This window comes from Martinezella calliandrae (assembly GCF_030272695.1).
Classification (GTDB): Bacteria; Pseudomonadota; Alphaproteobacteria; order Rhizobiales; family Rhizobiaceae; genus Rhizobium; species Rhizobium calliandrae.
On sequence record NZ_JARFYN010000017.1, the window covers coordinates 38,415 to 65,146 of the forward strand.

Annotated in this window: 22 protein-coding genes; 7 read left to right on the forward strand and 15 right to left on the reverse strand. The window is 59.7% G+C overall.

Annotated elements, in window-relative coordinates:
- Nucleotides 1-251 precede the first annotated feature (251 nt).
- The 9 genes from PY650_RS14915 to PY650_RS14955 all read right to left on the reverse strand — a co-directional run bounded on the left by PY650_RS14915 (nucleotide 252) and on the right by PY650_RS14955 (nucleotide 9,921).
- Nucleotides 252-1,526 (reverse strand): ATP-binding protein, encoded by a 1,275-nt coding sequence (locus PY650_RS14915; RefSeq protein ID WP_285880115.1) that lies wholly within the window; start codon nucleotides 1,524-1,526, stop codon nucleotides 252-254.
- Between the two features lie 202 nt (nucleotides 1,527-1,728).
- The gene (locus tag PY650_RS14920) at nucleotides 1,729-2,709 is read right to left on the reverse strand and encodes a helix-turn-helix domain-containing protein (RefSeq protein ID WP_285880116.1); all 981 of its coding nucleotides are present in this window, start codon (nucleotides 2,707-2,709) and stop codon (nucleotides 1,729-1,731) included.
- 19 nt (nucleotides 2,710-2,728) lie between these two features.
- Nucleotides 2,729-3,496: an AraC family transcriptional regulator gene (locus PY650_RS14925; protein ID WP_162950178.1), complete on the reverse strand. Its 768-nt coding sequence runs from the start codon at nucleotides 3,494-3,496 to the stop codon at nucleotides 2,729-2,731.
- A 728-nt stretch (nucleotides 3,497-4,224) separates the two neighbouring features.
- On the reverse strand, nucleotides 4,225-5,343 hold the full coding sequence (locus tag PY650_RS14930; protein WP_285880117.1) for an alkene reductase: 1,119 nt from the start codon (nucleotides 5,341-5,343) through the stop codon (nucleotides 4,225-4,227).
- A gap of 148 nt (nucleotides 5,344-5,491) precedes the next feature.
- Nucleotides 5,492-6,421 (reverse strand): ABC transporter ATP-binding protein, encoded by a 930-nt coding sequence (locus PY650_RS14935; RefSeq protein ID WP_120704961.1) that lies wholly within the window; start codon nucleotides 6,419-6,421, stop codon nucleotides 5,492-5,494.
- A complete protein-coding gene (locus PY650_RS14940) occupies nucleotides 6,418-7,056 on the reverse strand; it encodes an ABC transporter permease (RefSeq protein WP_120704962.1) in 639 nt (212 codons plus the stop codon). The genes PY650_RS14935 and PY650_RS14940 overlap by 4 nt, the downstream gene beginning before the upstream one ends.
- A gap of 10 nt (nucleotides 7,057-7,066) precedes the next feature.
- The gene (locus PY650_RS14945) at nucleotides 7,067-7,684 is read right to left on the reverse strand and encodes an ABC transporter permease (protein ID WP_120704963.1); all 618 of its coding nucleotides are present in this window, start codon (nucleotides 7,682-7,684) and stop codon (nucleotides 7,067-7,069) included.
- 15 nt (nucleotides 7,685-7,699) lie between these two features.
- Nucleotides 7,700-8,572 (reverse strand): glycine betaine ABC transporter substrate-binding protein, encoded by an 873-nt coding sequence (locus PY650_RS14950; RefSeq protein ID WP_285880121.1) that lies wholly within the window; start codon nucleotides 8,570-8,572, stop codon nucleotides 7,700-7,702.
- Between the two features lie 8 nt (nucleotides 8,573-8,580).
- Nucleotides 8,581-9,921 (reverse strand): LLM class flavin-dependent oxidoreductase, encoded by a 1,341-nt coding sequence (locus PY650_RS14955; protein ID WP_285880122.1) that lies wholly within the window; start codon nucleotides 9,919-9,921, stop codon nucleotides 8,581-8,583.
- 119 nt (nucleotides 9,922-10,040) lie between these two features.
- On the opposite strand from PY650_RS14955, the gene PY650_RS14960 reads away from it, so the two are divergent.
- Nucleotides 10,041-10,433 carry a hypothetical protein gene (locus tag PY650_RS14960; protein WP_285880123.1) on the forward strand — a complete coding sequence of 131 codons (393 nt, stop codon included), beginning with the start codon at nucleotides 10,041-10,043 and terminating at the stop codon, nucleotides 10,431-10,433.
- Between the two features lie 193 nt (nucleotides 10,434-10,626).
- Here the strand turns inward: PY650_RS14960 and PY650_RS14965 are convergent, their stop codons facing one another.
- The 4 genes from PY650_RS14965 to PY650_RS14980 all read right to left on the reverse strand — a co-directional run bounded on the left by PY650_RS14965 (nucleotide 10,627) and on the right by PY650_RS14980 (nucleotide 14,329).
- Nucleotides 10,627-11,808, reverse strand: coding sequence for an MFS transporter (locus tag PY650_RS14965; RefSeq protein WP_162950180.1), 1,182 nt, complete (start codon nucleotides 11,806-11,808; stop codon nucleotides 10,627-10,629).
- Between the two features lie 37 nt (nucleotides 11,809-11,845).
- Nucleotides 11,846-12,595, reverse strand: a complete 750-nt coding sequence (locus PY650_RS14970) for an SDR family NAD(P)-dependent oxidoreductase (RefSeq protein ID WP_120704968.1) — start codon at nucleotides 12,593-12,595, stop codon at nucleotides 11,846-11,848.
- 100 nt (nucleotides 12,596-12,695) lie between these two features.
- The gene (locus tag PY650_RS14975) at nucleotides 12,696-13,544 is read right to left on the reverse strand and encodes an alpha/beta fold hydrolase (RefSeq protein ID WP_285880124.1); all 849 of its coding nucleotides are present in this window, start codon (nucleotides 13,542-13,544) and stop codon (nucleotides 12,696-12,698) included.
- 38 nt (nucleotides 13,545-13,582) lie between these two features.
- Nucleotides 13,583-14,329, reverse strand: coding sequence for an SDR family NAD(P)-dependent oxidoreductase (locus PY650_RS14980; protein ID WP_285880125.1), 747 nt, complete (start codon nucleotides 14,327-14,329; stop codon nucleotides 13,583-13,585).
- Nucleotides 14,330-14,489: 160 nt separating this feature from the next.
- On the opposite strand from PY650_RS14980, the gene PY650_RS14985 reads away from it, so the two are divergent.
- A complete protein-coding gene (locus PY650_RS14985; RefSeq protein WP_285880126.1) occupies nucleotides 14,490-15,380 on the forward strand; it encodes a LysR family transcriptional regulator in 891 nt (296 codons plus the stop codon).
- A gap of 269 nt (nucleotides 15,381-15,649) precedes the next feature.
- Here the strand turns inward: PY650_RS14985 and PY650_RS14990 are convergent, their stop codons facing one another.
- A complete protein-coding gene (locus PY650_RS14990) occupies nucleotides 15,650-16,570 on the reverse strand; it encodes a VOC family protein (RefSeq protein ID WP_285880127.1) in 921 nt (306 codons plus the stop codon).
- Between the two features lie 215 nt (nucleotides 16,571-16,785).
- Between PY650_RS14990 and PY650_RS14995 the strand changes: the two genes are divergently transcribed.
- From PY650_RS14995 to PY650_RS15015, 5 genes are all read left to right on the forward strand, one after another.
- The gene (locus tag PY650_RS14995; protein ID WP_285880128.1) at nucleotides 16,786-18,126 is read left to right on the forward strand and encodes an MFS transporter; all 1,341 of its coding nucleotides are present in this window, start codon (nucleotides 16,786-16,788) and stop codon (nucleotides 18,124-18,126) included.
- Between the two features lie 129 nt (nucleotides 18,127-18,255).
- Nucleotides 18,256-21,096, forward strand: a complete 2,841-nt coding sequence (locus PY650_RS15000) for an ATP-binding protein (RefSeq protein WP_285880129.1) — start codon at nucleotides 18,256-18,258, stop codon at nucleotides 21,094-21,096.
- A 219-nt stretch (nucleotides 21,097-21,315) separates the two neighbouring features.
- Nucleotides 21,316-21,705 (forward strand): DUF427 domain-containing protein, encoded by a 390-nt coding sequence (locus tag PY650_RS15005; RefSeq protein ID WP_120704975.1) that lies wholly within the window; start codon nucleotides 21,316-21,318, stop codon nucleotides 21,703-21,705.
- A gap of 197 nt (nucleotides 21,706-21,902) precedes the next feature.
- Complete coding sequence (locus tag PY650_RS15010; RefSeq protein WP_285880130.1) at nucleotides 21,903-23,597, forward strand: ATP-binding protein; 1,695 nt, start codon at nucleotides 21,903-21,905, stop codon at nucleotides 23,595-23,597.
- Nucleotides 23,597-24,436: a hypothetical protein gene (locus PY650_RS15015; RefSeq protein ID WP_285880131.1), complete on the forward strand. Its 840-nt coding sequence runs from the start codon at nucleotides 23,597-23,599 to the stop codon at nucleotides 24,434-24,436. The genes PY650_RS15010 and PY650_RS15015 overlap by 1 nt, the downstream gene beginning before the upstream one ends.
- A gap of 242 nt (nucleotides 24,437-24,678) precedes the next feature.
- Here the strand turns inward: PY650_RS15015 and PY650_RS15020 are convergent, their stop codons facing one another.
- Nucleotides 24,679-26,640 carry an AAA family ATPase gene (locus tag PY650_RS15020; protein ID WP_285880132.1) on the reverse strand — a complete coding sequence of 654 codons (1,962 nt, stop codon included), beginning with the start codon at nucleotides 26,638-26,640 and terminating at the stop codon, nucleotides 24,679-24,681.
- Between the last annotated feature and the right edge of the window lie 92 nt (nucleotides 26,641-26,732).

Here is a 26,732-nt window from a genome sequence, read left to right on the forward strand (position 1 = left end):
AAATGTAACTTCGGAACGCTAATCTCGCTGCGCATTTTTATGAGCGCCTTCATAGCTTGAGCGGAATCGCCCAGTTCACGGTGATTGGAAACCACAAGTCGGATCAGGACGTGGTCCGTCCCTATCCGAACCATCAGGTCACCCGGAACGTGCCGGCTTCTTTTGGTAGTAAGGCGAGGCCATCGTGAAGGAGCGCGACGTCGTGGGCGTATCTAATCCATCGACAGGGTATCCCAGGCAGGCCTTCGGAGTTACGCGTTCCGATCGTAGAGGTTACGGTCTTTTTCACGGAGAAAAAGCTGAACGAGATGCGGGACGCTGACCGCGCCTCCGGCCCGTCGCACTAGGCCAGCGAAGATCAATCTCGTGATAGCGGCGTGGTCGCTGGAAGTCTTTCCTCGACTAAGCATAAGCAGCTCCTTCCGATCCGCCGGACGAAGGATCGCATAGCTCCATTCCAGAGCCGCGCTCATGCTCCGATGACGCGGATGCGCAGTTCGCCTGCCGCCCGAGAGCACATCGATGCCACCCTCCGCCTGAGCAAGCACTCCATCGAAGCCCAGCTCCAGAACTCTTGCTGCTGCAAGTTCGATAGCCAACGGGTTCCCGTGCACCAGTCTGCAGATCTCCAACGTTGCAGTAATCTCCTCGTCCGTGAACGAATTGCTCCCCACCACCGCGGCGGCTTCTTCCAGGAAGAGTTCAACAGCCGGCCCGTCGTCGTCGACGGGCAACGGATCGATCATTTGCACGACCTCCCCGTCGAAACCCAATGCGACTTGACTGGTTGCAATCACGATCGATTCCGGGGATCGTTGACGGATCGCCGAGACCAGGCGCACGGCGATGGGTACGACATGCTCGCAGCCGTCGAGGACAAAAACCGCCCTCTTCCCAGCCAGAGTGGTCTCCATGTCGTCCAAGCGGCCGCTGTCGTAGGCGTCTTCGATTTTGAGGGTGTCCTGTTGCCTCCCATCCAAACGCCAAACCGACATCGCTTCGAAATCGAAGACGATCGTCCCGTCTGGATATTCGCTCGCAATCCGTTCGGCTGCCGCGAGCGCAAGCGCTGTCTTCCCAACGCCACCGCCTCCGCTCAAGGTTACGTTCCCACGTATTTGGAGGTTCGCCACGGCTTCCTGAAGGTCGTCTTCCCTTCCGACAAGTCGAGTCAACGGAGCCTGCTCGAGGATGATCGGCGGCGCTACGTCGAACTGCTGGATTTCGCCTGAGAAACGGTAGCCCTCGCCCTGAAGGGTCACGACATAGGACGTCTCCAGGCCGTCCTGCTCGAGAGCTCTTCGAAGGCGCGCGACGTGGACGCGCAACAATCCTTCAGAGATTGGCTCCCCAGGCCAGATGGCTTCAGAAAGTTCGGCGGCTTTGACGACGGCACCGCCCTGGCGGATCAGAGTGACGAGGATGTCGAACGCACGCGCTCCGACCGGCACCGGTCTGCCTTCATGCTGGAGCCGCCTCCCCGGAACTGAAAGAACATAAGGTCCGAACCGGAACTCTTCCGCCACCGCAGTCTCCTTGACAGGCGGAGGAACGCCGGCAACTCGCCATATGTCCAACAATCATCTGGTCTGGGGACTGCGCAAGAAACCACCTGCGCCACTTTTTCCAGAGAATACCGCCGCTTGAAGGCGTTTTCTCACAGCCTGCTGAGGCCGTTTAGAAGATTTTTGAAGCTTTAGAATGAAACAATACAAAACGGATCTGCGATTATCTCGCCCGCTGATGCCGACGCCGCCATTGCCCAGGCGGCATTCCGATCCTGCGTACAAATTCCCGTCCAAGATGGCTCTGGTCCGAGAAGCCGCAGGCCAGCGCAACGGCGTTCAGCGGCTCCGAGGTGCGGTCGAGCATATCCTTGGCCATCGCGATCCGAAGCTCGGACAGCCAATGGTGCGGCGGCATTCCCATGGTTTCGCGGAAGGCTCTGACGAAGTAGCTCGATGACAGCCCGCATTCCTCGGCGACCTTTGCCATGGAGACTTTGGAAAGCTCCGCCGCGATGAGCTCTTTTGCACGCTTCTCCTGCCACGGAAGGAGCCCGCCCCTCTTGCGAGGACTTGCAATGGCAGTCTCATTGTAGTTGTGAAGCAGATGCGTCTGTACGGCGATGCCGAGCTGATCGAGGAACAACTGCGGCGCCCGGTCGGGGTACTGGAAGCAGGCCGCGACGGTCGAAGCGATCCCAGAGATGATCGGATCGATGGTGCCGATCGGCGGACGGGTGATGCGTACGCTCTGCTTGTGCCCCATCTCGCGAGCGGCGTCCTGAAGGCTATGGCGAGGAAAATGGAAACGGATCATATCGAACCGCGTGTCCATCTCCATCATCTGGAGATCCGCGAGGTCGTAGATCGCGATACCGGACAATGGGATGTGGTGCTTTTGCTCGTTCGCCCGGCCCGGTGCGATCCGGAGAAGCCCGTGGGAGATGCAGTTGACGTGCAACGAGTAGGCGTCTTCGGCGCTGATGTCCCCGAGCGAAAAACTTGGCGGGGCGATGAGCCTTGCGAATGCGACCGCCGCGCCCGTAGCAGACTTTGCGTTGAGCCTTCCGGACAACGCTACACCAAACCTCCTGACGGCAAGCTCGCCCACCCCGCTATCCCGCGTCAAGCGGTCGCCGTCGGCGAGGCTATCGCCACCCTGGTTTTCGGTTCTGTCGCTAACGTCGAGCTGAATCCCGGTCATAACCTTTCATGGCATATTTTCAGGTCAAATGCGACCTCTGCCATGCCAGAGGCGTCGTTCCGACCGCTTTCAGAAATGTCCGGGTCAGGTGCGCCTGATCACAGAAGCCCAAGGCTATTGAAATCTCCGCTATTGGAAGCGTCTTGTCGAGCAGCAACTGCTTGGCTTTGTCGATGCGAGCGGCGATGAGCCACTGATATGGCGACTGACCGGTCGACGACTTGAAGGCACGTGAAAAATGCGCCAGCGAGACGCCCGTCAGCTCGGCGAGCGCCTGTAGCGATATAGAATCGGCAATATGCTCGATCATGAAGCCTTGCGAGCGACGGAGCTGCCATGGGGCCAGTCCGCCTCGCGAAAGCTGCTTCAACGGCTTCCGACGCCAGCGTGTCAGACCTACCATAAGCGCAAGGATGAGACCCTCCCCGTACTGGCCGCTGTTCGTGCCTGGATCGCAACTCTCCTCCGCAATCAGCCGGCAAAGGTTCTCGATGCGTTCATCTGAAACCATATGATGCGGAAGCGCGAGTTCCCTGCGCGAAGACGGTCCGCCCGCATCAGAAATTCGTGACAACTCACCGGCGTCGAGCTCAATAACGACCCTCCTGAAGAGCCTGATGGTCGCCGCGCTTCCGGAAGCGAAGAAGCCCTTTGGCAGAAACGTCACGGGTCCCCTTCCTGGCTCCGCTGCCTCCGGGTCGCCCCGGTCCATGCCATGGAACTCTAGCTTCCCGCCGACCTCGTCCATCATGAAGACCAGCGTCGGACCTACGGCGTCGATGCTCATGTCCGTCTCGCCGTCACACTGCATGTCGTCGACAGTAACCTTCGCGAGTCCCCACGTCTGCGTTCGGCGCTGCAGAAGCCTTCCGGTGTCCTGGAGCTCCATCTCCGGCTGTTGCCGCGGAGCGTTCCCGACCAGAGACACTGATGCTCGCCGAGACGTTCTTGCGCCAATGTTCGTCGGTTGGGGAGCATCTAGTATATCGAGCATCGCAGCACCTCTTCGGATTGCGACGCAGCATCGGACCAACGCCGACCCGAGCCAAGTTAATGCCCGCTAACGTCCGTTAAATGAGCATCGGCTCACTTTGCGAACAAAAGCGGCTTTGGCGGCCGTTTTCGTGATGGCAGACCCACAGTGATGGGTCGACGGTGTTGCACGCTGCCAAGTGCCGTCTCGTTGCGCTCCTGGGGGCACATGCAAGGTCGGACGATCTCTTTTAGACGTAGCCAAAATTGGGTTTGATGGAAGCCGCATCGAGGCTCGAATTAGGCTTTGACGAAAGCGAAAGGTCGTGGATCTACGACTCGAAAGCAGGGGGCACCCGGGCCGTCTCACATTCACCTAGTCGCCAACGTCCGGATCACTTGTTGTCGAACCAAAATTCGTCCGGACAAAGCCGCTCTGCCGCAAGCGTCTGATCCGCAAATCTTTCAGCCAATCAAAATCGGCTTCAACAGTCTTCGATGAATATCTTTACGAGTAGGGCCGCATGAAGCGGCCCATCTCTTTCACTCTGCGGCTTCCGCCTGCAGGAACGGGTAATCGACATACCCCTTTTCCGTTCCACCGTAGAAGGTGTCGCGGTCATAGCTGTTCAGGGCTGCGCCGGTGCGGAGGCGCTCCGGCAAGTCCGGGTTCGCGATGAAGCTTCTGCCAAACGCCACCAGCTGGGCATCGCCGGCCCCGATGACTGCCTCGGCCTTCGCACCGTCGTAGCCGCCGGCCGATATGATCGGCGCCTTGAAGAGCTTGCGCAGTCGGTTGGTGGCGATCGGATGTTCCATCCCCTCAACGTCCTGCGATCCAACTACGCGCGGCTCGACAATATGAAGATAGGAAAGCTCGCGCTGATCGAGGCTCCGCACAACGTGGTCGAAGAGCGCGTCCGGATCGCTGTCGCCCATTCCGTTGAAGACGCCGCTGGGCGAGAGCCGGACGGCATAGTGGTTTGCGCCCCAGACCGACTTCACGGCGGCGGCAACGTCAAGGAGGAACCGGGCGCGGTTTTCGATCGAGCCGCCATAGCGGTCGCTGCGCTTATTCGAGATGTCCTGCAGGAACTGGTCGGGCAGATAGCCGTTCGCCGCATGGATCTCGACTCCGTCGAAGCCCGCGGCCTTCGCTCGAATGGCCGCGGAGCGGTAGAGCTCGATGACTTCCCCGACTTCCTTCTCCGAGAGCGCGCGTGGAGGCGTGGCCGGAACCCAGCCGTTCCTGGTGAACGCGAGACCGTCGTACGGAATGGCGCTTGGGGCGACGGGGATATGACCGTTGCTGATGTCAGAATGGGCCGTACGGCCAACTTGCCAAAGCTGTAGGTAGATGAACCCGCCCTTCGCGTGGACGGCGTCGGTGATCCTCGCCCAGCCTGCGACCTGTGCGTCGCTGTAGATGCCAGGGGCGCCAAGGTAACCCCTATTGTCCGGCGTGATCGTCGTGGCTTCGGTGATGATTAGCCCGCCCTTTGTGGCGCGCTGGCTGTAATATTCGAGCATGAGGTCGGTCGGCACATCACTGTCATGGTCGGCACGCATGCGCGTCAACGGGGCCATCACGACACGATGCTGAAGATCCATTTCGCCGATACGAACGGGCGAGAAGAGATGCGTGGTACTATCGCTTGTCATTGGTCGAATCCTTTTGGTGGGAATGCGTGCCGTCGGCACGACACCGCGGGAATTCTTGTGGAAGCAGGGGCGCCTGGATTGTCTGAAAGTCGCGCCGTAGAATATTCCGAGCGTCAAAACGGACGATCGATACTGGCCGGAGTGAGCATTAGACTTTCATGATCTGGCGCTTCGAAATCGATCCACGAATGGCGCCATCGACGTTGACCGCCAGCTCTTCGACGCCGTCCGAGATCATGCGCGACAGCGCTTCCCGAAGGTTGGAGTTCGCCGTGATCGGGCGTCCGCTGTTTTCGATCGAATTCTGAGACATTACGTCCACGACCCTGAAAAGGCTCAACCTTCGCACCGCACGGTCAGCTCCCACAAAGTCTTCGACGAAATCGTTGGCCGGCTTCGAGAGGATCGCCTCGGGGGTATCGTACTGGATGAGCTCACCCGCCTTCAGGATGGCCACTCGGTCGCCCAGCTTGATGGCTTCGTCGAGATCGTGCGTAACGACAACGACGGTCTTGCGCACCTTCGAGAGGACATGGGTCAGCTCCTCCTGCAACTTCGTCCGGGCAATGGGATCGATGGCGCCGAAAGGTTCATCCATGAGAAGGACGGGTGGATCTGCGGCGAGGGCCCTCGCCACGCCGACCCTCTGCTGCTGCCCGCCGGAGAGCTGCTTGGGATAGCGCGAGCCGAATTCGCGTGCGTCGAGCCCGATCGTCTCGAATAGTTCCTCGACACGCTCGGCGATCCGCGCTCTGCTCCATCCGAGCAGCGACGGGACGGCGCCAATGTTCTCGGCGACCGTCATATGTGGAAAGAGACCCACCTGCTGGATAACGTAGCCGATCCGACGTCGCAGCTCGGACGGGTCCGCCGCCGAAATGTCCTCGCCGTCGATCTCGATGCGGCCGGACGTCGGCTCGATGAGCCGGTTGATCATCCGGAGCAGAGTGGTTTTGCCGCACCCCGATGGCCCGATGAGCGCCACAGTCGACCCTTCCGGCACCGAGAGGGTGACCCCTCTGACCGCAGGCGGGGAGCCCTCGCCGTAGCGTTTGAAGACGTCCGTAAGTCTGATCATGAAGCCCTCCGGCTGAACGCCAGGCGTTCCACGAGTGAGAAAAGAAGTTCGGAGCCCAGGGCCAGAGAAGCGATCGGGACTGCGCCGACGAGGAGCTTCACCGGATCCATTGCGCTGATGCCCGTGGCGATGAAGTCTCCAAGTCCGCCTCCACCGATGAAGGGTGCGAGTGTCGCGCCCGAAAGGACCTGAACCGCCGCCGTCCGCGTTCCGGCGAAGATGGCAGGATACGCGAGCGGAAACCGAACCTTCATCGTGGTCTGACGCCTCGTCATGCCGATGCCGATCGCCGCCTCTACTGCGGCGGGGTCGGCGTCGCGAAGTCCAATGAACGAGTTGATTAGGATCGGCGGCAGTGCCAGGACCGTCAGCGCGACGACCGATGGTGCAAGGCCAATGCCCATCAGCGGCATGGTAAGGGCGAGGATGGCGAGACTCGGAATTGTGCGGAGCCCATTCACGACCGCGATCCCTATCGACGCGATCTTTGCCGAGCGGACGATCGCGGCCGCCACTGGCACGCCGATCGCAAGCGCTATCAGCATGGCGATTGCGGACATCTCCAGGTGACGCGTGAGCGCTATCCGGAAGTCGTCAGGATGGTTTCGTACCCACTCGATCGCGGCAAGGAACATCGGCTAGACCTCATCGCCAGCGCACGAACAGTTGCTCGGCAAGTTGCAAGGCCTTGTCGAAGAGCAACGCAAGCGTCGAAATGAGCACGCAGCCGACGATGATCTTCTCGGCCCGGTTCTGGTCGAGGCCGGTGAGAATGATGGTGCCTAGGCCGCCGCCGTCGATGAACGCCCCGATCGTCGCGATGCCAATGACGGTAACGGACGCGATGCGAAGGCCCGAAATGACGAACGGCGCCGAAAGCGGAAGTTCGACACGAAGCCATAAGTCCTTCGGGCGAAATCCCAACCCCCTCGCCGCCTCCATGGCGTCCTGCGGCACGGCGTTCATACCCGTCACCATGTTCCGGAGGAGTATAACCAGGCTGTACGAGGAGAGCCCTACGATAACGGGCTTCTGCCCCAAACCGAGGAAGGGGATGAGAAAGGCGAAGAGCGCCAGACTTGGGAGCACGAATAGAAGGTTGGTCAGCACCAGCGCGACTGCGTAGGCGCGCGGTCGGTGGGCGCAATAAACTGCGATCCCTGCTGCGACCACGAATCCGATCACCACCGACACCCCGGAAAGCCAGAGATGCTGTGCAGTCGCCAGCAGGATTTCCGGGATATGGCCCAAGGTCCACTTCATGCGCCCATTGCCCTGTTAGAAGCCATTTTCCGAAAGGAACTTGGCAGCCACATCCGCCGGTTCCTCCTCGTCGCGATCAACTTCGGCGTTAAGTTCGCGCATCCTCTCGCTGGTCAGCAGCGGGTCGACCTTGTCGAGAACCTTTGCGATCATGGGGTCTTTTGCGACGGCGTCCTGCCGCACGAAGGGAACGAGATAGTAGGGCGGAAACAGATGCTTGTTGTCTTCCATGACGACGAGGCCTTGGTCCTTGATCTGCCAGTCGGTACCGAACCCGAACGAAACGTCGAGGTCGCCGCTCTGGAGAGCGGAATACCTGAGGCCGAGCTTCGCCAGAACCTTGTAGTCCTTGAACTTGATGCCGTAGATGTCGCGCAGACCGATCAGGCCGTCCTTGCGATCCTCGTAGCCGGCCTCTGCGCCGAAGACGAGCTTGTCAGACACGGGACCAAGATCGCTCAGGGTCTTCAAATGATATTTTTGAGCGGTCGCCGGCAGCATCATGATTGCGTAGCCGTTGTCGATGTTCGAGGACTTCAACAGGGTGACCTTGAAGTGGTCCTCGTAGTACTTCTTGACGGTCGCATAAATGTCCTCGGCGCTTCCCGAAAGATCGCCCTTCACCACGTCCGCGAGAGCCGTTCCCGTGTACTCGGGGTAGAGGTCGATGTCGCCGGACAGCAGCGCAGTGTGCGCGATCGCGGTGGTCCCGAGATTGAAGCGGCGCTCGACCCTGACCCCAGCCTTTTCAAGCGCCTGAGCGTAGATCTCGGAAACGATGAATTGCTCGGTGAAGTTCTTACTTCCGATCTTCACCGCGTCGGCGGCGTGCGAGACGCCGGCGGCAAGGACCGCGATCCCGATCGTCAATACGTACTTGATGTTCATGGTGACTCTCACTTGTCGGAACTGTCGAAAAGATTGGCAGGCTTCTTAAGCCTGAGGCGGTCCCGGAAAGTTCCGGCCTCGTACTCAGTGCGGAACAGGCCGCGACGCTGCAGCTCGGGCACGACCTCCCGGCAGAATGTCAGCCAGTCGCCAGGCAGTAGAGGGAACATGAGGTTGAAGCCGTCGGCCGCTCCGCTGACAAACCATTCCTCAAGCTGATCCGCGACCTCGATCGCGGTGCCGGCGATCGTCGGTACCGCGCCCGTGTTGGCGAGGGTCGTCGCGATCTCCCGGATCGTCGCCCCGGTCTCGGCCATCTTTCGAACCCGGTCGAGCGCGGTGCGGCCGCCGTTGTAGGTGGCGTCGTCGGGGAGCTTCGGCATCTGGTCGTCGGGCGAATAGCCGCTCAGGTCCACGCCGCTCCAGCTAGACAAGAGATCGAGCTGCATCCGGTCCGGAATGTAGGTTTCGAGGAACGCCTGGCGCTCAAGCGCCTCCGAACGGGACTTCGCGACCACTGGCAGGATCCCAGGAAGAACCTTGAAGCTCTCCGGCGCTCTGCCGCGGGCGGCGAGCCGCCTGTCGATGTCGGCGCGATAGGCGGCACCCTCCTCCTTGCTCTTGAGGATCGCAAAATGGAGATCGGCATGCTGGGTAGCGAAATTCTTGCCGTCATCCGAAGAGCCTGCCTGCACCACGACCGGATGACCCTGCGGGGGCCGTGGAACGTTGAGCGGTCCCCGCACCTTGAAGTGCTCACCCTCGAACTTCAGGGAATGAACCTTTTCGACGTCGGCGAAGTCTCCGGACGCCTTGTCGAAGAGCATAGACCCGTCTTCCCAGCTATCCCAAAGGCGCTTCACGATCGATATGAATTCGTGGGCTCGCTGGTAGCGGGTAGCGTGCTCTGCATTGCCGTCGCGTCCGAAGTTCATCGCCTCTTCCGGCATTGCGGACGTCACCAGATTCCACGAAGCACGGCCACTGCTGAGATGGTCTAGCGAGGCGACCTGGCGCGCGACGTTGTAGGGCTCCCAGTATGAGCTCGATATTGTGGAAATCAGGCCGATGTTCTTCGTGACGGCTGACAGCGCCGACAGGAGCGTGATCGGCTCGAGGCGCGGGTTGGCGAAATGCGCCAGGCCGCTCGGGAGTATGTCCCAAATGGCCACGTGATCGGCGATGAAGATTGCGTCGAGCCTCGCGTCCTCGGCGGCCGTCGCGAGCTTCTGATAGAAGGAGAGGTCGAAGATCTCGGTGGTCGGCGCTTCCGGATATCGCCATGACATCCTGTGGTCGCCCTGGGGGTTGAAGAAGAAGGCGCTCAGGATCATGTAGCCGCTGGACATAAAGAATCCTTTCAAGGGCTCGAAATCTATCGATTGAGTGGCTTTTAAAATTGAAGAAAAAGAACGCCTTGGAACAAAGCTGACGCTAAGTGATCAGCCGAGCATTACGAAGACTATCGTTGCTGGAACATCGCCCAGGTTTCGCTAGCCGTGACGCGCTCCTGCTGAACGACGATGTCGCCGGCGTGGATGTCGCGACGGTCGCCGCCGTCAAATTCCAACATCAGCACGCCTTCCCGCACAATCGCGTAGTCCAGCGTAGGCGTAGTGTGCATCTTCGAGCCGTCGTATTCGAAAGTGTCCGCGAGGCCCGGAAGTCCGTTCGCCTATTCCTGCCCGATCTCGGCCGGCGCCGCCGTCGTCTTCGCCCGCTCCGCTGGCGGCGGGAAGTCGACTATCTGCGCGAGGGAACCGTTGGCTCGACGAAGTGCGGACTTCTGGGTTTCTTCGTCCCCGGTCAGCGGCTCTCCTTCGGCGATCCCCTTTGCAGACCAGACATAAGCCTGCTGTAAGCCCTTCACGGTCTGGAAGAAGTACGCTTCTCGGCTTTCGTCCCGGACGAATACCGACTTTCCGTTTTTGTTGCCGGTCGCGACGCCGCGATGGATCTTTCAGTTGCTAGTCATTCGAATTCCTCCGGCCGTACCCGGCCTCTATTAACCATGAAATGGACGCCGCCTCTTGGGTGTACGGCGTCCTCGCAATTCAGGCCGTGGCGTCTGCCTGGGCGTGAGTGTGAACTCGGCCAAAAAGAAGGATCGAGACCAGGGAGAGCGCGGACATCACGCCGCCAAAGTACATCGCGTCGAAGAGACCGAAGCCGTCAACCACGAGACCGCCAACGAACGAACCGACCGCGATGGAGATCTGGAAGTTTGCGACGAAGAGGGCCATGCCGCCTTCGGCGACGTGGGGCGCCGCCTTGGCCATCCACATCTGCAGGGCGACGGGCATCGCTCCGTAGGACAGGCCCCAGATGGCGAGTAGCAGGAGAACACCTGCCTGAGATACGCCGACGACCGGCAGAAGAAGCATGGGCAGCATCAGGAAGACGATGGTGACCATGAAGGTCTTGTGGATGCTGTGCGAAGCGCCCGCCCCGCCGACGAAGTTGCCGAGAAGCCCGATCGCGGTGTAGCCGAGAAGGATGGAAGAGATCGCGGCGCCGCTGAAACCGGAAACCTGAGCGAGGAAGGGCGTGACGTACGTGTACGTTGCGAACTGGCCGGTGAGCACGAGGAACATCGCGATCAATCCAATGCGACCCTGCTGTGTCTGCGCAATGCCGAGGAGGTCAGACGGACGAACGCGCTGCTGAACTTCGAGCTTAGGCAAAGAAATGACCTGCGCCAGGAACGCGAGCACTGAAATCGCAAGTGCTGCACCGAAGGCCGCGCGCCAGCCCACGAGATCACCGATGATCGCGCCGGCCGGGCCGCCTATCAGCATCCCGAGCGAGACGCCTGCGAAGATGATCGAAGTGGCCCGCCCGACACTGCGTTCGGCGACGAGACGGCCGCCAAGACCCGCGCCAATGGCCCAGAAGCCGCCGAGACCGATGCCGAACAGCACGCGGCCAACGATGAGCGCAGCAAAGCTGGGGGCGAGCATCGAAACCAGGTTCGACAGGACCAGCAGGAGGGACAGGCCGAGCAGCACCAGGCGCCGATCGTGATTCTTGACGGCGACCGTCACCACCGGGGCTGCGACCGCTGCAAGCACGCCGGGCGCGGTGACCATCAGGCCCGCCGTGCCCTCCGAGACGCCGAGGCCTTCTCCGATATAGCGGAGCACGCCGACTGGAAGGAACTCGGTGGTGCAGAAAACTGTGGCGCTTAGGGCTACGGCGAAGACGCCGAGCCAGTTTGATTCTTTCTCCTGCGACATGGCAGAATCCTTTCCTTTTTGACGTTCGAGGAATTCGCTAGAGTTGCGAACCTCCATCGACCGGAACGACCTCACCGGTGATCCAGCGGGCTTGGTTTGAGGCGAGAAATGCGACGACGCGGGCGACGTCCTCTGGACTGCCGATCCGCTTGAACGTCTGCATGGCGAGTGTGTGCTCACGGCCCTCGCCCGTCTTCACAAAGGCGGCGGCGTCGGTTTCTATGACGCCGGGAGCGACCGCGTTGACGCGGATGCCGTGCGGACCGAAGGCCCTGGCCAGATACTTTACCGTGGTCTCGAGAGCGCCCTTGCTGGCGGCGTAGGCCGCGAAGTCGCCAATGGTCGCCCTAGCGGCGAGAGACGAAACGAAGATCACGTTGCTGCCGGTGCACATAATGGGCCTGAGCTGCTGCACTAAGAAGAGCGGAGCCCGGACGTTGACCGCGAAGAGCTTGTCGAACTCCTCGACGGCCAGGTCGTCGATCGACGAAGGCAAGAAGACGCCAGCATTCGCCACCAGGATGTCCAGGCGACCACCGATAATCTCCTTTGCCCGCTTCGCGAGCTTGTGGGGACCGTCTGGCTGGGCCAGGTCCGCGTTAATCTTCTCAGATCGCGAACCCATTGAGCGGATCTCTGCCACCACCTGGTCGGCTTCCCTCGCATGCCTGCCATAGTGGACCAAGACCTGCGCGCCCTCCTTGCCGAGAGCAAGGGCGATCGCCTTTCCGATACCACGGGAGGCGCCGGTCACGACAACGGTTTTCCCTAGAAGACTTCTTGCCATTGCGCGCTCCTTCCTTGGTTGTGGGACGCACCAAGCCTTCCTGGCCATCCGCGTGGATGGCCAGGGCGTCCTGCCTAAGACTTGCTAGTGGGGCCGGCTCTTAGGCGGCGTCGAGGAACGTCGAGACGTGGGTCACGAACAGTTCCGGGTACTGGTACTGCGAGCCGTGGTTGCTGTCCGGATACAGGATGAGTTGGGCGTCGGGGATGTTCTGCTGCAGGATGTATGAGTTCACCGAGTAGATGATTACGTCCGTGCCGCCGTTGACAACCAGGGTCGGCTGCTTAATGGCCTTCAGGTAGTCGTAGGGGTTTTCACGCGGTGCTCCCCACTTGCCGAGAGCTTCGATCTGTGCGGGAGCGACTTTCTCGTTCACTTCCGGGTCGCGGCCTTCGCTACGCAGACGAAAGCGCTTGAGGAACTCGCGGCCTGCAGCCTGGCTATTTTCGGACGGCGTGAAGAAGACGCCCAGCCAAAGGTCGTCGGGGTTCTCGTACGCCGCACCGAAGACTGCCTGGGCTTCTGGAGTCAACGTCGCCATGCCCTCGCCGCTGCGGGGACCGGTACCGACCAGGATCAGCTTGCGGACGAGGTCAGGCTCGGCCAGCGCGATTTCCTGGGCGACGAGACCGCCGAGAGAGAAACCGAGGACGTCCACCTTCTTGAGGCCGAGGGCCTTGATGAAGGAGACTCCGTCCGCGGCCATACCCTCGATCGTCGTGGGGACTTCTCCCGAGGTGCTCGAGATGCCGGCGTTGTTGAACAGGATGACTTCCCTGCCCTTCGCGAGACCGTCGGTCACCAGCGGATCCCAATGATCCATTGTCCCGGTGAAGTGCATGTTGAGCACAAGTGGAACGCCTTCCGGTTTCCCGAAGCGGCGGTAGGCGAACTTGATACCGTTAGCTTCGACGTACTGTGTCGGAGCGGTCTGATGCGTATTGGTCATAGCAGTGTTCCTCGTTGAGTTCTTACTGGGTCTATCTGTCAGCCGGCGGTCTTGCCGCCGTCCACGGTGACAACCTGTCCGGTGATGAACGACGCTTGTTCCGAAGCCAGGAATGCGATCGCATGCGCCATCTCGTCAGGCTTGCCTATGCGGCCGAGCGGAACGCCGGAGGCGAGTTTGGCCTTGTTCTCATCGGTACCGGTGAAGCGGTCGAGCATGCCGGTGTCGGTCGGGCCAGGGGCCACCGCATTTACGCGTACGCCGGAGTTCGCGACTTCCAATGCCGCCGACTTCGTCAGGCCTTCGACGGCGTGCTTGCTCGCCGAGTAGATGGACGCGTAGGCGGCGCCTTCATGACCGTAGGTCGACGATATGTTCACGATGCTCCCTGCGCCCTTCTCCTGCATGGCGCGGATTTCGTGCTTCATGCTAAGCAGCGTGCCGAGGACGTTCGTGTCGAAGGTCGCAGCATAGGACTCTGCGGTCTGAGCAGTAATCACGCCCGGCTGCCCTTCCGTGCCGGCGTTGTTGACGGCGGCGTCAAGCCGGCCGTAGAGGGCCACGGTGTGGTCGACAAGGTTGCGGACTTCTTCGTCGTGGCGGACGTCGGCGCGAATGAATGTAGCAGTACCGCCGCTTGCCTTGATTTCCTCCGCGAGGGCATGCCCTGCAGGTTCATTGCGGCCAGAGATGACGACCTTATTGCCTTGTTTGGCGATTTCAATTGCGGCCGCGCGGCCAATGCCGGTTAGCGCTCCAGTGATGAGTACAACACGTTCTGACATTGGATCAAATCCTTGAAAAAGTTAGCTCTGAACGGCCTGAGCGATTTCCATCTAGGAGTTGTCATCGCCTCCGCTGGATATTGATTTAAGCTCCTTCCTCACTATTGAAAAAGACTTTGTAAGTTGGTAGATATACCTGCTAGGCATGGGAGCACGGTAGGTGGAACTACGACATCTTCGATACTTCGTGGCAGTCGCCGAAGAAGGTAGCCTCACGCTGGCGGCCGAGAAACGGTTACACACGGCGCAGCCCTCCCTGTCGCGCCAAATCCGCGATCTCGAATATGAAGTCGGCGTCCCGCTGTTTTCGCGCAGCGCGAAGGGCATCGAGATGACGCCTGCAGGAAGAGCGTTCCTCGACCATGCACGGCAGTCTCTTGCCGAAGCGCAAGCCGCCGTCGAAGCCGCAAGGCGTGCCGCCGAGCCCGACAAGCCCGTCTTCTCGATGGGGTTCCTCACCGGCATGGAGGTCGAGTGGCTCCCGATCGCTTCGCGCATCCTTCGCGACGAGCTGCCGAACATCGAGATCCGAGTCGTAAGTCAGTACTCGCCTCAGCTCGCCGAAGACCTGCATCGCGGAAAGCTCGACGTCGCCTTCCTGCGTGCCGAGGGAAAACCGAACGTCGAGTACAAGCTGGTCGCAAGCGAGCCGCTCGTTGTCATGCTTCCGAGCGATCATAGGCTCGCAGCGCAGGACGCAATCGATCCCCACGAGCTCGTGGGCGAGATTTTCATCGGAATGTCGGACATCCCGCACGTCCTGCGGGACGTGATCAACCGCTACTTCGACAAGGTCGGAATCTCGATCAAGCCGACGCATCTCATCGACAATTTCGCGATGGCGATCTCGCTCGTCGCCTCGACGCGCGGCGTCTGCCTGCTTCCGGCTTATGCGGAAAACTTCCTGTCGTGGTCGGTCGTCAGCCGTCCTTTGAAGGGCGAGGTCCCCTCCATCGATCTGATGCTCGGATACAATACTTTGAACACGTCGCCACTTCTGAAGCTGTTCCTCACGCGGATGGAGAATCAGGGAACGGCCGTCGCAAGCTAATCGTCTTTCCGGCGTTGGATCTGCAGTCACGGCGGCCTCGTGTATGTTCCAGTTGGGCATCCGCTAGGTAGTGGCGGCCGCTCACCGCGACGCGGAGACCATGGCGCGGCGGAGAGCGGCCGGTCATGATCGAGGGAGGGCGCGCGACCATGACGATGTCCGGTATGCCGCCTGACAAAAACACATAGCTTCACTGGGAGATTGGACGTTCTAAGCCGTTTTGTGAGATCCTGCGCAAACGTCGAAACAGCATGGGACCGCTTGAGACCTCATTTGGGACGCATCGTTCCGAGCCTCCGCTCAATCCGCGACCGCTGGGTTTCAAGCCACGGCGGCAGCACGATCGACGGTCCGGCGGGATTGTCGTCCAGTATGAGGCCGCTCGATGTGTCTGCCGCCAGCCCGACACGAACACCGCACGGGATTTCGAAATAGATTGCCTTGAAATAGTATCGGTCGAGCACCGGCGTCACGTCGAGTCCGAACGCCACGACGCGGTCGCGGAACATCTTCAACCGCTGCAAGTCGCTCACCTTGAACGCGACGTGCGTTGCGACGCCCGCGCCATGCGTCCCCCGTCCGTGACCAGGCGCCGACAGCAGGTCTATCACGGGTCCGCCAAAAGTCGTGGTGTCGGCAAAGCGCGTCACCGCGCCCTCCCGATCGACCTGGGCGAAGCCGAGTATTTCCCTGATGAACCGCGCCGTATGCTCGAAACCTTGCAGATGGAACTCTACTGACTTCAGCTTTCCGATAGCGAGGCGTTTGTCGGCTATGGCGGAATGGCCGCCGCGGTCGCACTCGACGAGCGAGATCGACAGACCATCCGGGTCGGAGAAGCAGAGGCAGCGCTCGCCGAAGCTGGAGGCGAACCCGGTGACGTCGACGTCGCGCCTAGCCAGCAGCTCCGCCCATTGTTCCAGCGTACCGGCATGGACTATGAACACGAGATTGCTGATCTGGCCTGTACCTTGCACTCCCTGGGGTGACGCCGGATTGACGGTGAACGTGATGATCGAGGCCGGAACGCCAAGCGATCCCCCAAGCTGGATCTCAAGCATGGTGGTCTGGTCGTAGTTCACCGTTCGGCGTAGCAGGCGCATTCCGAGGCCGGCCGTATAGAACTCGGTCGTGCGCTCCTCGTCCGAGCAAACGGCCGTCACATGGTGAAAGGCCAGTTCAGTTGGCATTCTGATTGTAACCTCGCGGTGCTTACCAGAATTGAGCACTACCACAGGGCGTCGGAGTGCCGCGACACAATTGATTCGTCGAAGCAAATTTGAGGTTGGAATGTTATACGTCGGCGGGAATCTTCAATTGCCGCCCGCAATTAACACTGCGTAACTTTCCCCTGAGCATGGACTCCTATAACCGGTGTTAAGAGCGCTATCGCGAGGAGAGGCGAGTGAATTCGACGACACGCGACTGCAAGGACACTGATCGCCTATTCGAAGACTTTGACAATCAACCTGTAACAAGGTTGCACGTCTTTGCCCTGGTGGTTTGTGGCCTTGGTTTTTCTTTTGACCTTGCTGAGATAGCCTTCGGGAATACCCTGTCCGCCGTCTTTTCCGCTCCGCCCTACTCTGTCGGAAGTTCGGAACTCTCCGTTCTGCTTGCCTCGGTCTATATCGGCGCGGTGGTCGGCGCACCGCTGCTCGGACTTCTCGCCGACCGGTTCGGAAGGCAGCCGGTTCTTTCGGGAACCATGCTTCTCTTGACCGTCGCCTCCGCACTGGCGGCGTCCGCGGCTAGCATCGGGGCATTGACTGCGTCGCGCGCTCTTGGCGGCATCGCGCTCGGCGCCTATCCGCCGCTGATGTTCGCCTACCTCACGGACATCCTACCGGCCGCAAGGCGTGGCAAGCTTGCGGTCGCCAGCACCGCCATCGGCTATATCGGCCCGCCGACCTTTATCTTTCTCGTGCGCAGCCTCGGGGAATCTTCTCCTCTCGGAATCGAAGCTTGGCGATGGGGCTTTTGGATCGCTGGGGCTGGTTCGCTTCTGTGCTTTTTTCTTTTCATCTGTCTACCGGAATCGCCTCGCTGGCTTGCCATGAAAGGACGGCTGCCAGAAATGGAGCAGGCACTCGAGAAGTTTCGCCGATCCGCCGTCATGCTGGCGTCTATGCCACCGCGACCCGGTCGAAAGGATGCCCCCGCCGAAGTCAAGGACGGCCCGGTGCTTGGTCGCGCGATAAGCCTTGTGGCGTTGTATTTTCTATCGCCATGGGCCGCCGTCGGGTTCACCGTGCTGTCGGGCGCGGTTCTGGTTCAGAAGGGCATCAATGTCCGGGACTCACTCTTCTACCTCGGAATATCGACGCTTGCCCCAATCTTCGGCGCCGTCTTTATAAGTTCGTTCGTTGACAAGATGCAGCGTCGAACATTCCTTGTTTTCTGCTCGATCGCAATGGCTGTCCTAGGCATAGCGTTCGGCGGTTCGAACGAGCCTTGGGTGCTCATTACGAGCGGACTGGCTTTCAACCTAATGGTGACCCTCTACATGCCGGTCCTGGTGCTCTTCGCGACAGAATCGGTCCCGACGCTGCACCGCGCGGGCGTTACCTCTTGGGCATGGGCGTCCAACCGACTTGGATCGGCGCTGGTGCCACTGGTCCTGCTTCCGCTCCTAGTGAACTTCGGCGGTCTTGTAATGTTTTCGGCGATAGCGGTGACTTTGATCGCATTTGCCGTGTTCGTCGCTCTATACGATAGGAGATATTTGCCGCGCAACGTTAAGTAACGTTCGCGCCCATCCGATATACTATGATGTGGCTCCTATCGCCGTCTGTTTTGTTGTTTTTATTGTGACGCATAACATAAGCGTGCTAGACATTCGGGTGTTGAGCTTGGGAAAGCGCGGATTCCATTGATGGACGCTGACGGAAATGTTGCCTCGCTCGGGCGTCGTTCGGGCTCAATGCGGCCAAGCGACGCCAGCTTGGACGAGGGCTACCTGTTCGACCGCTTTTGCTTTTATCCTGGCCGTGGCGCTCTTCTCGAAAACGGGAAGGAAGTGAAGCTCGGCGGGCGGGCCGTCAAAGTGCTGGCGACGCTGGTGGAACGTTCGGGCGAGGTTGTCAGCAAGGAAGAAATCATTCGCGCCGTGTGGCCGTCCACCTTCGTAGACGAAGGTAATCTCCGCGTTCATATCGCCGCCCTCCGCAAGGCCCTCGGCCAAGACCGCGAAAATACGCAGTTCATATCCAACATCGTCGGTCGGGGATATCAGTTCACCGGCAGGGTTTCGAAGGTGCGGGGGCCGGTGAGCGCCAACGCCATCCAGCTCCGCCTTCCCGACCAGCTCTCCAACGACACTCTCCCTGTCCCGCTGGCGCGAATCGTTGGCAGGGCGGAAGCCATCGACGGTATCGTACAGCTTGTCAGCAGACAGCGCCTGGTCACCATCGTAGGAGCGGGAGGCATCGGGAAGACGACGATTGCACTTGCCGCCGCCCAGAGGCTCTCGGCTAGCTTCAACGACGGCGTGTTCTTCGTCGATCTGGCGGCCGTCTCCGACGCCGGGCTCGTACCGTTCGCGGTCGCTGCCGAACTGAACATATCGGCAGAGGCCGCCAATCCTATTGGAAGTCTTGTTGCCCACGTCCGGCAGCACCATGCGCTTATCATTCTTGACAACTGCGAGCACGTGATCGGAGGCGCTGCGGAACTGGTGGAAGGCCTTCTTCGCGGCGCGAAGGGCCTGCGAATAATCGCCACCAGCCATGAACGCCTTCGCTCCGAGGGCGAGTGGCTCTACAGACTGTCGCCGCTCGAAGTGCCGAAGGCTGCGGAGGACCTGCTTCTTGAGGAGGCGATGAGCTACCCTTCCGTCGAACTCTTCGTCGAACGGGCCACCTCGGACAATCCCGCAATGACGATTGGAGAAGCAGACGTTCCGTTCATCGTCGAGATCTGCCGCAAGCTAGACGGCAGCCCGCTGGCGATCGAGATCGCGGCTGCACGCGTCGAGGTTTTCGGCATAGCCGGACTTCTCGAGAACCTAGAGGATCGGCTCGACGTCCAGAACGGTGGCAGACGCACCGCCGTCGACCGGCATCGTACGATCCGGAGCATGCTCGACTGGAGCTACGAGATATTGGACGCCGACGAGCGCGTCGTCCTCCGCAGGCTCTCGGTCTTCGCAGGCTCGTTTTCCATGGATGCGGCCGTACAGGTGGCCGCGTGCGAGATGCTTACGCCGCAGGCCGTAATGGAGGGCGTCTCTGGGCTGGTCCGGAAATCGCTTCTCTACTCGAGCATGGGGCTGAAGACAGTCAGCTACCGCTTCCTCGACAGCACGAAACTCTATGGCCGCGAGAAGCTGGCAGATATGTCCGAAACGTCGAGATCGAAGCGGCTCCACGTAGAGTATGTCATCGACATGCTCATCGAAGCCGACGCGAAGTGGAAGGACACGGGACGATCCATCTGGATCGAACGCTATTCTCCCCTCCTCGACGACATACGCGATGCGATGTCCCACTGCTTCCATCCCGAGGCAGACCACTCCGTGGGCGTCAGGCTGACGGCGCTCGCAATGCCGCTCGGACTGCAGCTCGGTCTGGTCGACGAATTCAGGGAGCGTGCCAGGACGGCTATGGCAGCGGCTAGAAGTCTGCCGAAACCAGACCTCGTGTCCGAAATGCGCCTCAACATCATCTACGGCATTCTCGTTCAGAACCAGCACCAGCCTACGGACGACAACATCGTTGGCCTGACTCGAGCCGCGCTCCTTTCCGAAGAGATCGGACAGGACCGTCACAGAATCGAGCCCCAGATCGTGCTCGCCGCGTTCAACATGGGCATGGGCAAGTACGCGCCGGCCATCACACACGCGGAGCTGGCAGAGCGGCTCGGGCAGAGCGTCGGCGACGACCTCGCGGTTGTCGCATCGCAGCGCATCCTTTCGCAGGTCAACCATTTCAACGGCGATCACGCAAGGGCGTCAAAGCTCGCGAAGACCGTCCTTGCCCATCCTGTAGTCAACATCCCGACTGCGTATGGCGGCCTCCAGACGGACCGGCGCGTCTCGATGCGGATAATCCTGGCGCGCGCCCTATGGATGACAGGCAAGCCCGATCAAGCGGTCGAGGTCGTCAGGAAGGCGGAGGAGATCGCCCGCGCGGACGGGCCGCTCGCCCTCTGTCAGGCGCTCGCGCTCGCGGTCTGTCCGATCTTGCTATGGCGCGGCGACGACGATCTCGCACGACAAGCCGTGGCCGATCTGCTGGAGCAGTCGTTGCGCTTCACTCTAAGTCACTGGCATTCGTGGGGTCGGATGTTCGAAAGCGTGTTGCAGCACCGCGCCACGGGCGAAGACCAAGGCCTTCCGGTGATAGAGACGCAGGGTGACCTTCAGGCGCAGACGCTGGCGACGCTGACGGGTCAGCTAGTCGGTCTCGAAGCCGACGCCGCGGGCGAAGACGGCTGGTGCGCTCCGGAAGTCATCCGGGCCAAGGGCGGGCGAGCCGTCGCCGAAGGAAGGTACGGAGAAGCCGAACGACTGTTCCGGCGTTCCATTTCGGTTGCTCAGACGCAGGAAGCGCTTTCGTGGGAGTTGCGAAGCGTCACCAGCCTTGCGCGGCTTCTGGCTTGCCAGGGACGCGTGCAGGAAGCGAAAAGTGCCGTACGGCTCATTCTCGAACAGTTTTCCGAGGGGGTCGACACGCGCGACTTGGTCGACGCCCGGAGCATATTGAGTCTTCGGTGAGATCCACAGTCGCTGCATCCTCGTGATGTCGCCGCTATGCCGCGACGCGCCTGGTCCGCGCGGACTCCCGAATAGCACTTGTATCAGTTTACTTCAAAGATCGACAAGCGCGTCCAAGACCTGGTGCTTGATAGAGCGGAAAACGTGGCAGATAAGCGCGGTGGGCGCTCGCCCGCCTGACAACGCCCCTCGATGGACATTCATGAACGGAGTACGGCTATGGCAGATCAGGTGACGACCAGAACCAAACGGATGCCTGGCCCGGATCATCCGATTACGATCGAGGCAAGCACGTCGCGGGTCGTGGTGAAGGTTGGCGGCGAGACCATCGCGGACACGAGGCACGCCGTTATTCTGCGTGAGGCGAACTACGCGCCCGTGTTCTACATCCCGCGCGAGGACGCCCAGATGTCGACTATGCGGCGGACCGATCACATGACGTATTGCCCCTACAAGGGCGAGTGCGCGTACCTTTCGATACCTGCTGGTGGCGGACGATCGGTGAATGCCGTCTGGACCTATGAAAAGCCCTACGAAGCGGTGGCCGAGATAAGGGGCTTTCTCGCGTTCTATCCGGATCGGGTGGACTCGATAAACGTCGGCGACTGATCCGAGCTTTAGCTCAAGGAGGGGGATCCGTTGGCTCATTCTCGACGCTGGCGAGATTATGAAGTGCGTCTTCTCTCGCCACCCTCCAGAGTATCATCGGACCTCTAGGGATAACCTTGCTGGAAGAGCGAGCTTGCCGGCTTCCCAAGTCGCCGAGAATCGCGTTTTTATCAACTTCCACAAGAGCGGGATGAGCGATGCAGGTTGTATTTAGAGGGCGTGCGGGTCGGTCGTTGAGAACCCCAACCGACAGCGGTGACGTTCTCGAGCTCATCGAAAATGACTGGGACGATTACGGGCACGCGACGACCTTCAACACCGCATGCCGGATAGGGGGCGAAATCCTTGACCTCGGCTCCGTGAAGATTTTGTTCGACGGCAAGACCTCAAGCCGCGGCGTCCTCCGGGAAGCGGTATCGGCGGGATGGGATGGCGTGCTCCCCGTCCCCGATCTTTCGTACGTCTCCGTCCCTTCTGAGATTTCGTTCTACGAGCAGCTCGTTTCACTGCTTGGTGAGGAAGGAGCAAGCGAGGTCGCAATCGCCCTTCGGGACGCCAGCTATCTTATCAATGTTAGAAATGACGATGAAGCAGTGCGGATGTCGAAGGCGCCTGGGTTCGGGTCGTCGCTGCAGCGAGAGCGCGGAGCGCAGAACGCTTTCCAGGACGGGTGGAAGGTTTTCGCCCAGCAAATGGCGACAGCGAATAATCTTGATTTCCGTTACCTCGACGCAAACGGCGTCATTCGGGAAATTCTTTTTAGGTATCAGTCACCGACGCCGCTTCCTCATGACATCAACGTGCTGATTGGTCCGAACGGGATTGGAAAATCTCAGCTTCTTCATCAAATCGTCAAGGATTGGATCGATGACGACGACAGCAAGCCTGCCGAGTCGCCTGGCTTCATCACAAGACCGAGCCTCAGCCAGATCGTTGTCCTTTCGTACAGCCCTTTCGAACGCTTCCCGATCACTATGGAGAGGGAAGACTTCCAGGATCAGGACGCCTACAGATACTTTGGACTTAGAGGGCCTGCAGGGGCGGGAAACGTCCCTGTGAACGAAGACGTCCTCAGCCTTGAAGTTCCGAAGGAGGCGACCGCCCGATCGCTGATCTCATGTGTTTCCGACGACGTCCGATTCCGCGCCATGCGCGCATGGGCAAAGAAGTTGGCGACAGCGGAAGAGGTTCTGAGGTCCGCGTTCTCCTTTGATTTCGCAGCGGTAGAAGTTGAGAGGGGCGACCCGTCCACGTTCGCGAGTAAGGCGATAATGGGGCCACATCCTGTGTTCGATGGGCCAAACGGCGAGCAGTTCGTGCGCATATCTTCGCAGGAACTGCCCCAGCTAGTTCCAGACCGTATCGTAGACAGGCTCAGAGCGCGCACGGGTGTAGTTTTCTTTAAGGACGGGGCGCCACTCCACCTAAGTTCGGGGCAACGCCTCTTTTCTTACATTATCATCAACCTTCTGGGCGTGATCCGACGCAACAGTCTCATCCTGATCGATGAACCAGAGCTCTTCCTTCATCCCACGTTGGAGATCCAGCTTGTCGACATGCTGAAAGAGATCTTGAAACAGTTCAATTCGAAAGCCCTGTTCGCCACCCACTCGATCGTCACTGTGCGTGAGGTTCCAGCCGACTGCGTTCATGTCTTCGCCCGGACCGACGACGGCATAGTTGTTAGTACACCGCCGTTCCAGACATTCGGCGGCGACGTCCAGCGTATTACGTCATACGTGTTCGGCGATAGAGCGGTCTCGAAGCCGTTCGAGGCCTGGATAATGGAGCAGCTGCAGGAGCGCTCGGCCAGCGATCTGATTAACTTGCTTCGCGACGAGTTGAACGAAGAAATGATCATCCAGATCGCTGCGATGGGCCGTGCAATCTGATGGTCCATGTATTGACGCCGCCCGCGGTCGACGACATAGGCCTGATCGATGATGTGATCGCCGAACGACAGACTGGCGTAAACGCCGCGTTCTTCAATGGCATCGCCGTAGAATGGCGAGAACGAGTGCAATCTTATCTCGACGGCCGCGGTTCGCCCGCGGTCGTCGAGAGGTGGCCGGCAGCCGAAGCTCGCAAGAGCACACTGGTCGGCCTCTATACACATCCAGCCGAAGGTTCCGCCCAAGAAGCCGTCCTAAACAATCTCAGATCACATGAACTGGTTATATGCCCGGCGTGTGGAGAGGCAGGTCGGCCAAATACACTCGATCATTACCTTCCGAAGCGGCTCTACCCCCAGTTCGCAATCGTTGCCCATAATCTCTTTCCAATGTGTGACGCCTGCCAGAAGGCAAAACTGGAGGAAACGGGCGACGCCCAGAATCCCCGCTTTTTCATCCACCCTTATTTCGACAGATTCTCTGCGCCGAAACTCGTCGCGTTGAGGATCGAGCCTCCATTTTCGACACCACTTTTCGAACTCACGGCGAATCCCGATTTGCATGACCATGAACGTGCAATTGTTGCGATCCATGTCGAGAAGCTGGAGATCACGACACGGTTTGCATCGTTCTTCTCCGGAGCCTATCGCCGTGTTCTCCGACTCGCCGGTGAGATTCGTGGGGGCGGCCAGGACCTGGCGGCAATGTTCGGTTACTTTCGAGGAAACGCTGTTGCCATATCGCCCAATTCGTGGGACTTCATCGTCTACGATGCAGTGCTATCGAACCCGGAGCTGATGAATTTTCTGCAAAATGGAGAGCTACCGCCGCTCCTGTAGGCGGCTTCGTTTAAGCTGAAGCTAGCGCTGGCTGGCGGGCAAGACTTCAACGCCGCATACAAATATTGTGTTGACAGACCGGCAAGGGACGCAATGCTCAGATCCATTTCACACCCCTCGAATCGATGAAGTCGCCACAGTTCCTGCTGTGGCGTGTAAGGTTTACGAGTTGCGAAAGGATGCCGATTGAAGAAACCGAGCATTCGTGTCTGATCGAATGCCAGTTGCGTCTACGCCCGCTGTCAGAGCAGCTTGTTGTAGGCGTCAAAAATGGTCTGAGCTCTGTCGAGCGTGGTATTCACCGATGCTCCCTTTCCATCCAGTAATTTGGGGTTTCGTATCAACCAGGAGGCCGGCCTGAAATGGTCGAATTCCGGAACGCTGCTCGGCATGATTGCGAATGCGGCCTCGGCCTGCTTCACAAGCCGCTGCGTATCATTCTTTGCCTCGATCAGCTTGGCTGCTGTAAGCTTATGCTGATCGTCGAGCTCGTAGGTACCGTTTAACATGGACGCGAAAAGCTCCGGCTCGAACATGTCTTCGATGTCGGCTTCCGGCCGCTGCAAGAAGTCGGCCATGGTGAAAAAGTGTCCAGCTTGCAGAACTTCGGATTTCTTCAAATCCTCGACTTTCCGTTTGTCTCCCTGAGCCTGATCGGAGAGGACAGCAGTGTGCAGCGCGTTGGACGAGAACATCGCCACGAATGGCCGGATCTTGTCGATGCCGCCCGCAGGGCAGATCGTCCAGCGGCTGTCTAACCCTTCGCGGCCCCGGCGCTTAAGCGCGTCGGAAATTGCTTGGACGTAGAGGATGTCGCCCGGTCCCTCTACCAGGAGCGTGTGCTTGCCTACAAAAAGCGACTGCGTGATCTCGTAGCCGAGCGCACCTTGCAGCGGAAACAGGGTATCAGGATCGCGCGTCAGGACGTCAGACCTTACCTTGGTTCCTTGCGGAATGCGTCTTGGGCCCTTCATCTCGACTTGATCCTCGACGATACGAACGGACGCCAACTCTTCCGCCGGCACCATGAATGGCGAATGCGTCGAGTAGATGATCTGATGATGAGGCGCGAGCTTCTCCTTGAAGAAGCGGAGGAGATCTGCCTGCGCCTTGCCGTGGAGGGTGAGGCCGGGTTCGTCGAGCAGCAGCACGACAGGCGTCTCTTCCTTTTGGACCTGCGCGAACTTGACCAGGAAGGAGAAGAACCAGACGAAGCCGGCACTACGCTCCGAAAATGGGGTGTCGACACGATGGAGATTGTTTTGGATGCGAGCCCACGCGATCGTGCCGGTATTAAGAGGCGAAGGATCGCCCGACCGGGCTTGCTCGATCCTTACGACAACGTTCAGATCAGGGTTTTGTGTCCAGTACTCGAGTACCTGGTCGGTGATGTTGTTTGATGCCGCTTGAAGCCGCGCATTGAAGGTCTCGTACGTCGTCACCTGCGTGATTTTGTCGATCGAGACGCCGGCGTAGTCCAAAAACTCTGCAAACAGACGCGCGCCTCGGTGCGCGTCATTCTTAATCTGGCCATCGGCGATATACTGCCGAGTCTGCTCGAGCTGGATCGCCCCTTCCATCCTGTCGTACGACGAAAAATACATGAATTTCGGGAGGATCGACATGATCAGTCGCCCGACGTGTGTCGTGACTGCACCATTCTTGTCCAGATATGCCTTCAGCTTTTTGTGATTTTCGGTCGGGGAGGTGATTTTACTGAGAACGTCTATTAGCTCCGATGTCGTCGTCGCCGACGCAAGAACCGACCTCTCCGAGCTGTCTAGCTCGAATTTCGTGTAGAGGAATTCGAGCGCTGCCGGGAAATTCAAGCCGACCGTTACGTGAGGCTTTTCGCCGTAGCGACGCGTGATGGTCACTTCGTTTTTCGCAAGGACGCCTTTGCCGATCTGCTCGGACATATGCTCCATATCGTCGGCAGACAACTCCCAGGTCGTCGAAATCGCGAGCGCTTCCTCATCGCCATGGCGCTCTTCGTATTGCGTCAGGTGACGCCGAGGATAATCTCGTTCCTTGTCAAAGACCGCGGGGGTCACGTCGTGGGGATTGAGCGCCGCGAGTGCTAGCAAGATGGCGCTTTTTCCGGCTTCGTTTTTACCAACCAAGCACGTGACGGGATCGACTTCGAAGAGTTCGCTGTCGTCTACTGATCTGAAATTCGTCACATGGACGGTCTTAATCTGCATGATCGCCTCCCGGTTGTCATTTTTGCTTGAATTATTTCGGATCGGAGAACGTTTTTACAACTATGGCATCGGGTAAGATCCAAGAAAACCAC